The organism is Myxococcus sp. AB025B (assembly GCF_006518215.1).
GTDB lineage: Bacteria > Myxococcota > Myxococcia > Myxococcales > Myxococcaceae > Myxococcus > Myxococcus fulvus.
Map to the genome: position 1 here is coordinate 1 of NZ_SRLW01000735.1, position 421 is coordinate 421.

The 421-nt window shown below is 67.9% G+C and carries 1 pseudogene; it reads left to right on the top strand.

Annotated elements, in window-relative coordinates:
• A pseudogene (locus tag FL311_RS43730) lies at positions 1 to 421 on the top strand (acetyl-CoA C-acyltransferase); the annotation flags it as partial.

Here is a 421-nt window from a genome sequence, read left to right on the forward strand (position 1 = left end):
TGCATACGCCGGGCAACAGCTCGGGGATCGTCGACGGCGCCAGCGCCATGCTCATCGGCTCCGAGGCCAAGGGCCGCGAACTGGGCCTGAAGGCGCGGGCGCGGATCGTCGCTACCGCGGTGACCTCCACCGACCCCACCATCATGCTTACCGGCCCCGCGCCGGCGACCCGCCAGGCCCTGGCCAAGGCCGGCCTGAAGGTGGAAGACATCGATCTGTTCGAAGTCAACGAGGCGTTCGCTTCGGTGGTGATGAAATTCATGAAGGACATGGGCGTGGCGGAAAGCAAGGTCAACGTCAACGGCGGCGCCATCGCCATGGGCCACCCGCTCGGCGCCACCGGCTGCATCATCCTCGGCACGCTGCTCGACGAACTGGAGCGGCGCAACCTGCGCTACGGCCTGGCCACCCTCTGCGTAGG